Source organism: Pseudomonas sp. FYR_5 (genome assembly GCF_043106315.1).
Lineage (GTDB): Bacteria > Pseudomonadota > Gammaproteobacteria > Pseudomonadales > Pseudomonadaceae > Aquipseudomonas > Aquipseudomonas putida_Y.
The window spans coordinates 65,943-72,120 of sequence record NZ_JBICMK010000006.1; the positions used below are offsets into that span (position 1 = coordinate 65,943).

A 6,178-nucleotide genomic window follows, 5' to 3' on the forward strand; every position below is an offset into this window, starting at 1 on the left:
GTGAATACGGGAACCGGTTAATCGAATAGGGTTTGCACACGCGCCAGTGCATCCAGGATGACAACTTCAGGCACCGACTCTATGCGCTTGGCAAATCGTGCTTCAAGGTCGACTGTGCGCACCTGGTTGCAAAGCATCACCCCCTGCGTCTGCGTGCCCGTACCGCTGAGCGTGACAGCGAAACCCGCATGCCTCGCGAAATCCCCACCTTGAGTGATCGGGATGATTACAGCCAGGCCTGAAGCATTGAACGCAGCCGGAGTAAGTACCAGTGCAGGTCGGCCGGAGCCCTGCTGTTCCCGGCCGACTGTTGGGTCCAGGTTGACGCGAACAATATCACCCCTGGCGAATTTCAACCGTTTCACACTTCACGCCCCACTGGGCGCATGGCATTCCAGTCGGCCATGTCCTCTGGCTCCGGTGCACTCAGGTCACATTGGGCCATCAGTTCCTCAAGCGTGTACTTGGGTTTCGACCTGACGGGTTTGAGCACCATCGTCTCACCCGTTGTGTCAAGGCTCAGGGTGGAGCCGACACCGAGACGCATCTGCTTGAGTACTGCGGCGGGCAGGCGGATCGCGGCGCTGTTACCCCACTGTTGAATCTTGATCTGCATGAGTATCTCCCAAGGTAGATACATAGTAGAAACCCACCAAATGATTGCAAGCGAAATGTAGAAACGTCGTATCTACACTGTCATCTGCCCTGACCGGACAAAAGCCCTGCAATCTCAAGAAGGAAATGCCCTACATCACCTTGGGAAGCCACTCTCCAACTGCAAAAATTTCAAACGTAGATTCAGCCGGACCTCAAGGCAAAAACAACCTGAACAACCCACCCCCAAGCGCCCCGCCGTTGGAGATCTCGATCCGCCCGCGCACCCCGCCGCTTTCATGCAACGCGGCGATCCGCGCCGCAAAATACAGCCCAAGGCCGGTACTGCCGCTGGTCGAGTCGATGCCTTGGATATACTCCTCCTGGCGCTCGAGCATGTGCTTTGGATAACCCGGGCCGTCATCGTTGACGCAAATGGCCAACTGGTTATCGGCCTCTTCGATGGTGATCAGCAAGGCGTGCCCGGCAAAGCGGGTGGCGTTGGTGATGACGTTGGAGATCACCGAGGCCACCAGTTCGCGGTCGAAGAAACCCAGCGGGTTATCGGTGTCGATACGCCAGGTGGCGAGAATGTCGTTGTGCTTGAGCACTTCCTCGTGCGCCGCCAGCTGGGCTTCGATGAAATCATCCAGCTCATGGTAGTCCGGGCATACCGGCAACTGGTTCACACCCAGTTTGTACAAGCCCAGCAACTGCACGAGCATGCCGTTGAGGTGACGAAATTCATGCTCCATGATCCCCTGTTCGGCACCGCCACGCAGTTCCTCTGGCAAGCGCTCAACCCACTGGCTGTGGGACTGGATCAGCGCCGACAACGAACTTTTGAGGTCGTGCACGGTGGAGGCGATCACCGTGGAAAAATCCAGCCCCTGATTGTCTTGATTCATGCGCCGAACACTCGGATGTGCAGTTTGCGGTAACGGTCATAGCGATTATCGCTGGCAGGGATACCGGCCACGCTGGTCAAGGCATCGCGGCACTCCTGCATGATCGCAGGCTGAGGGTTGTCACCGCCAATGCGCAGCAGCGCCTGGGCGGTGTTGAGGGCGATGCTGATGTTCTTCGGCTGTAAACCCAATGCCTTTCGGAACAGCTGCAATGCCTCGCCAAGCTGCCCTCCCTGGTAACTGCGCACACCCTGACGATTGAGGGTGACCGCTTCGGTAATGGCGTTGAGCACGCTGGGGTCATCCGTCAGCTTGCCCACTTTCTCCATGACCTTGGGGTCATCGCCATAACTTTCCACACAGTTCTTCAGCACGCCGATGGCGGCGGCTTCCTGCCCCATCGCCTGCAGTTGCGCAGCGACAGTAAGGGCCGAATCGACCGAGAAGAACTGGTTCATCTTGTCCAGGCGCTGAATCGCCTGTTCTGTCAGCTTGCCGGCCGTTTCCGGGTCGCCGGCCTGCTGCAGGCTGGCAGCCTTCATCATCCGCGCACGCACCTGCAGGCCTTGGTCCTCAGGGTTCTCCTTGGCCACTTCACTGAGCGTGGTGTTGATCTCGACCCGGGTACGGGCGTCCAGGCCGAAGCCTGCATTCTTGCTCATCAACGCCTGCACCAGGCCAAGGTTGTTTTCGGCATCCTTGTAACGCGAACTCTGCCCCTGGTTCACCGCATGACGGAACGCTTTCGATGCGCTCTCGAAGTCTTCGTTCTCCAGCGCCAGCTTGCCCAGCGTCGATTGCCGACGCACCGACAATGGCGACAAGCGTACGGCTTCTTCAAGCAAATTCTGCGCGCGCCGGGTATCGCCCTGAGCCACCAGCACCTCGGCCATGCCATCGTAAAGGCCTGGCATGATCGGGAACGCCTTGAGCGCCTGCTCGTATACACCCTGGGCCTGGGCATTCTGACCACGCTTGTGCATCAGTGCGCCCAATGCAGCGTACACCCACGGCTGCGGGCGGCTGGCCAGGATGGCCTTGAGGAATTTTTCCAGTTCCTCGAAACGGTTGAGGTTGCGCAGGGCATCGGCCCGGTAGCGCAAGCACAATGGCGCCAGGCGCGGATCCTTCTTGCACAGCTCGGCGCAGGCCGCCAGTACTTCGGCCGGACGGTTGCGGTCCAGCGCCTGCAGGATCGGTTTTAGCAGCGTCTTGCGCTGGAACAGTTTCTCGACGCGCTGGGCCAGGCCAACCCGGTTGAACGGTTTGGTCAGGTAGGCATCGGGCTCGTGCTCGATGGCGCTGAGAACAATCGCCTGACTGCTCTCGGCGGTGACCATGATGAACACGCACTCATGGCTGATGTGCTTGTCGATGATCAGGTCTTCAAGCACCTGTTGCCCGTTCTTCTTGCCATCGCCCAGGTGGAAGTCCTGCAGGATGAAGTCATAGCGCTTCTGCGCGCACATGCGCAGCGCCTGCTCGCCGCTGTCAGCGGTGTCCACGTCGCGCACGCCCAACTCGCGCAGCATGGAACGGGTCGACGTACGAAAGTCGGTAAAGTCGTCGACGATCAGAAAGCTCTTTTGCCCGTACTGCAGCATCAACACGACCTGCCTTGGAATGATTGAAAAATCGCGCGAGGCGATGCCACCGATAGCTGTATCGGCAGCTGGTCGGGAAAGATGAGGGTAGAGCATTGCCGGCCACGAACCATGGCGTCAGGCCATCACTTTAACGAGCAATGACCTACAGGGCCAGTATCACGCCAGCAACCCCAGGGATTTGGCCTTGGCCACCGCCTGGGTGCGCCGCTCCACGCCCAACTTGCTGTTGATGTGGCTGGCGTGGGTCTTCACCGTGTGCAGGGAAATGAACAGCCGCTCGCTGATCTGCTGATTGGAACAGCCCTGGGCAATCAGTTCGAGCACGGCCAACTCGCGACCACTCAGCGCTTCGCCATTGCCCGTACTGGCGATTGGCACTGGCGGCAGCTGCTTGAGCAGTTCAGCCTGAACCGGGCAAGTGGCACCTGCCTGCAGTTGTTCATGAAGCCATTGCGGGTGCTTTTCCAGAAGTGGCTGCATCGGCTGTATCACGCCGCCGTGAGCCGCCTCCAGCAAGCCGGGCAACAACTGCGCGGCCTGCCCTTCCTTGCCTTCGTCCAGCAACAGGGAAAGCCATTGGCACAGAGCGCTGACGGCGAGCATCATGCCGCCACTGGCCCGGCCGCGCTCTACCAGGCAGGCCAGGCGTTGCACGGCATCGTCACTACGCAACTGGATGCGATCGAGCAATGCCTGCTGCAGCGCAATGTGCAACGGCAGCAGCGGATGGAATTCCGGTGGCATCGCCGGCTGCTCGCCGCCATAGGTCTGACCCAGGCGCTGCAGCCAGGACTCCGCGAGGTCGATCCGCCCCTGGGCCAGCCACAGTTCGCATTTGACCAGGGTAATCATGGCCAGGTAGTAGACCGGGGGCACATCCCAGATATGCATCAAGCGTTCGGCCTCGGCCAGTTCGGCAAAGGCCTCGGCAAAGTGACCCTCCCGGCCATCGAGCGTGGCAATCACGCAATGGCCGATGAGCACGCTGATGTCCCGGCACGCTCGCGCCTCGCCCAGCCCCGCGCGCAAACGCGCCCGGCCCTGAGCCGGCTGCAGGCGCGAGACCAGCAGGTAACCTTCGTAAAGCGTCAGCCGCGCACGCACGGCATACAGCCGCTGCGCCGAAAGCCCTTGCAGACGTTGCAACCCTTGTCGCACTTCGTCCAGTGCGCGCAGCACCTCGCCACGGGCATGCAGCACCCGCGCCCGGTCGTAATGAGCCAGCGCCTCGAACAAGGGGTTGCCAACCCGTTGGGCCAGCTCCAGGGCTTCACGGTTCCAGCCCCGGGCACGCCAGAAGTCACCATCGGCAATGGCCAGGTTGGACAGCGTCGACAAGCACACCAGGCGTTGGCCATAGCGCTTGCTCGGCAGGCTCTGTAGTGCTTCGCCGCAATAGGCCAGGGTGCGCTCGCGGTCGCCACGGCCGCGGGCAATGACCCCACTGAGTGCCAACCATTGGGCCAGCATCGACTTCTGCGCAGTCGCCGAAGGCGCGGGCAGAAATCGACTGAGGTAGCCGGCCAGTTCTTCGGCAGCATCCAGCTGGCAAGCCAGGCCCAACGCCCAGCTGTACAGCACGATAAGCCGCGGCGTGCTGATCAACAGACTGTCGGGCAGGTCCATCTTCCAGCGCAGCAACATGCCGACGTTCTGCTCGGCCAGCAATTGCTCCTCGGACAGGCTCTGCACCAGGTCGGCGGCAACATCGAGGTGGCCTGCACGCAAAGCCTGCTCCACCGCCTCGTCCAGCAGGTCTTGGGCTTCAAACCAGCGGCAGGCCCGCAAATGCAGAGCGACCTGCGATTCGCTGGCCTGACGACTGCGCAGCAGGTCGGAGAACAAATGGTGATAGCGGAACCAGTGCCCATGCTCGTCCAGCGGCACAAGGAACACCTGATGCGCCTGCAGGAAGCTCAGGACGGCGGCACTGTCGTGGCAGCCACGCATCGCATCGCAAAGCGGAGCGCAGAAACGCTCCTGGCAGGCGGTTTCGTACAAGAAAGCCTGCACGTCTGCGGGTAGCCTGTCGATGACTTCTTCAAGCAGGTAGTCGCGGATCAGGCCCTCGCCACCATGCAGCGCCTGGGGCAAGGCTTGCTCGTCAGCGCTGTCGCTGGCAGCCAGCTGCCAGAAACGCAACCCGGCCACCCAGCCGTCGCTGCGCTGGATCAGGTTGTCCAGCGCCTGGCCGCGCAGGCCGGTAGGCTGGCGACCGATCACTGCCAGTGCCTCATCCGCGGTGAGGCGCAGGTCCTGTTCGTTAAGCTCGACCAACTGCCGGGACAGGCGCAGGCGCGCCAGGTGCCAGTCTGGCCGTTGGCGGCTGGTCACCAGCAACACCAGGCCGGGGGGCAGGTGATTGAGGAAAAACTGCAGGCAACGGTCGAGCACCGGCCCCTGGGCCAGGTGATAGTCGTCCAGCACCAGCAGCAGCGGCGTATCAGCTTGCAGGTACAGCGCCAGCTCGTCGAGCAGGCCGTCGAGCCACTCTTCAAAGGCAAACGGCTGATGGCGCTGGCGCATTTTCAGCAGGCCCATGGCCTGGCCGCCCAGTGCCGGACAGTATTGCTGCAGGCCTTCAAGCAAGCGCTCAAGGAAGCGGCCGGGGTCGGCATCCCGCTGGCTCAGGCCCAGCCACAGGCTGCGCCAGTGCTCGGGCAGCGTTTCGCAAAACTCGATGGCCAGGGAGCTTTTGCCGAAACCCGCCGGCGCATTGACCAGCAGCAGCCGCCCGCCCAAGCCGGCCTCCAGCCGCTGGCACAAACGCAGGCGCGGTACATGGCCGTCCGGCAGCGGCGGCCGGAAGAAACGCCCGTCCCGCAGGCCAAGGGCCTGACTTGCGAATCCATGGGTACGGGACAGATCTGTCATGGCCGGCTCATTCTGGTTGGAAGACAACGGCGGTATGGATGTTTGCGAGACTAGCCGTTAACGCTGCGCATTTGAAGATAATGGGCGCAATTGGCGTGGAAAAGACTGCGACAAAAAGCAACATGACTGATGGACAGGGGCTGGGACGGGGGGTTTGGGGAGGTATTCAGGAGGTTTATTGCCTTGTCCGGCCTC

General features: G+C 61.6%; 5 protein-coding genes. All 5 read right to left on the reverse strand.

Annotation, left to right across the window (positions count from 1 at the left end; translation table 11 throughout):
* Positions 1–17: 17 nt before the first annotated feature.
* On the reverse strand, positions 18–365 hold the full coding sequence (locus tag ACF8RA_RS00570; RefSeq protein WP_392518676.1) for a type II toxin-antitoxin system ChpB family toxin: 348 nt from the start codon (positions 363–365) through the stop codon (positions 18–20).
* The gene (locus ACF8RA_RS00575) at positions 362–640 is read right to left on the reverse strand and encodes an AbrB/MazE/SpoVT family DNA-binding domain-containing protein (RefSeq protein WP_019436943.1); all 279 of its coding nucleotides are present in this window, start codon (positions 638–640) and stop codon (positions 362–364) included. Before ACF8RA_RS00575 ends, ACF8RA_RS00570 begins: the two co-directional genes overlap by 4 nt.
* Positions 641–809: 169 nt before the next feature.
* The gene (locus tag ACF8RA_RS00580; protein ID WP_003247329.1) at positions 810–1,502 is read right to left on the reverse strand and encodes a sensor histidine kinase KdpD; all 693 of its coding nucleotides are present in this window, start codon (positions 1,500–1,502) and stop codon (positions 810–812) included.
* Positions 1,499–3,106 carry a tetratricopeptide repeat-containing response regulator gene (locus tag ACF8RA_RS00585; RefSeq protein ID WP_003247330.1) on the reverse strand — a complete coding sequence of 536 codons (1,608 nt, stop codon included), beginning with the start codon at positions 3,104–3,106 and terminating at the stop codon, positions 1,499–1,501. Before ACF8RA_RS00585 ends, ACF8RA_RS00580 begins: the two co-directional genes overlap by 4 nt.
* A 159-nt stretch (positions 3,107–3,265) precedes the next feature.
* Positions 3,266–5,983 (reverse strand): LuxR C-terminal-related transcriptional regulator, encoded by a 2,718-nt coding sequence (locus tag ACF8RA_RS00590; RefSeq protein ID WP_176684990.1) that lies wholly within the window; start codon positions 5,981–5,983, stop codon positions 3,266–3,268.
* Between the last annotated feature and the right edge of the window lie 195 nt (positions 5,984–6,178).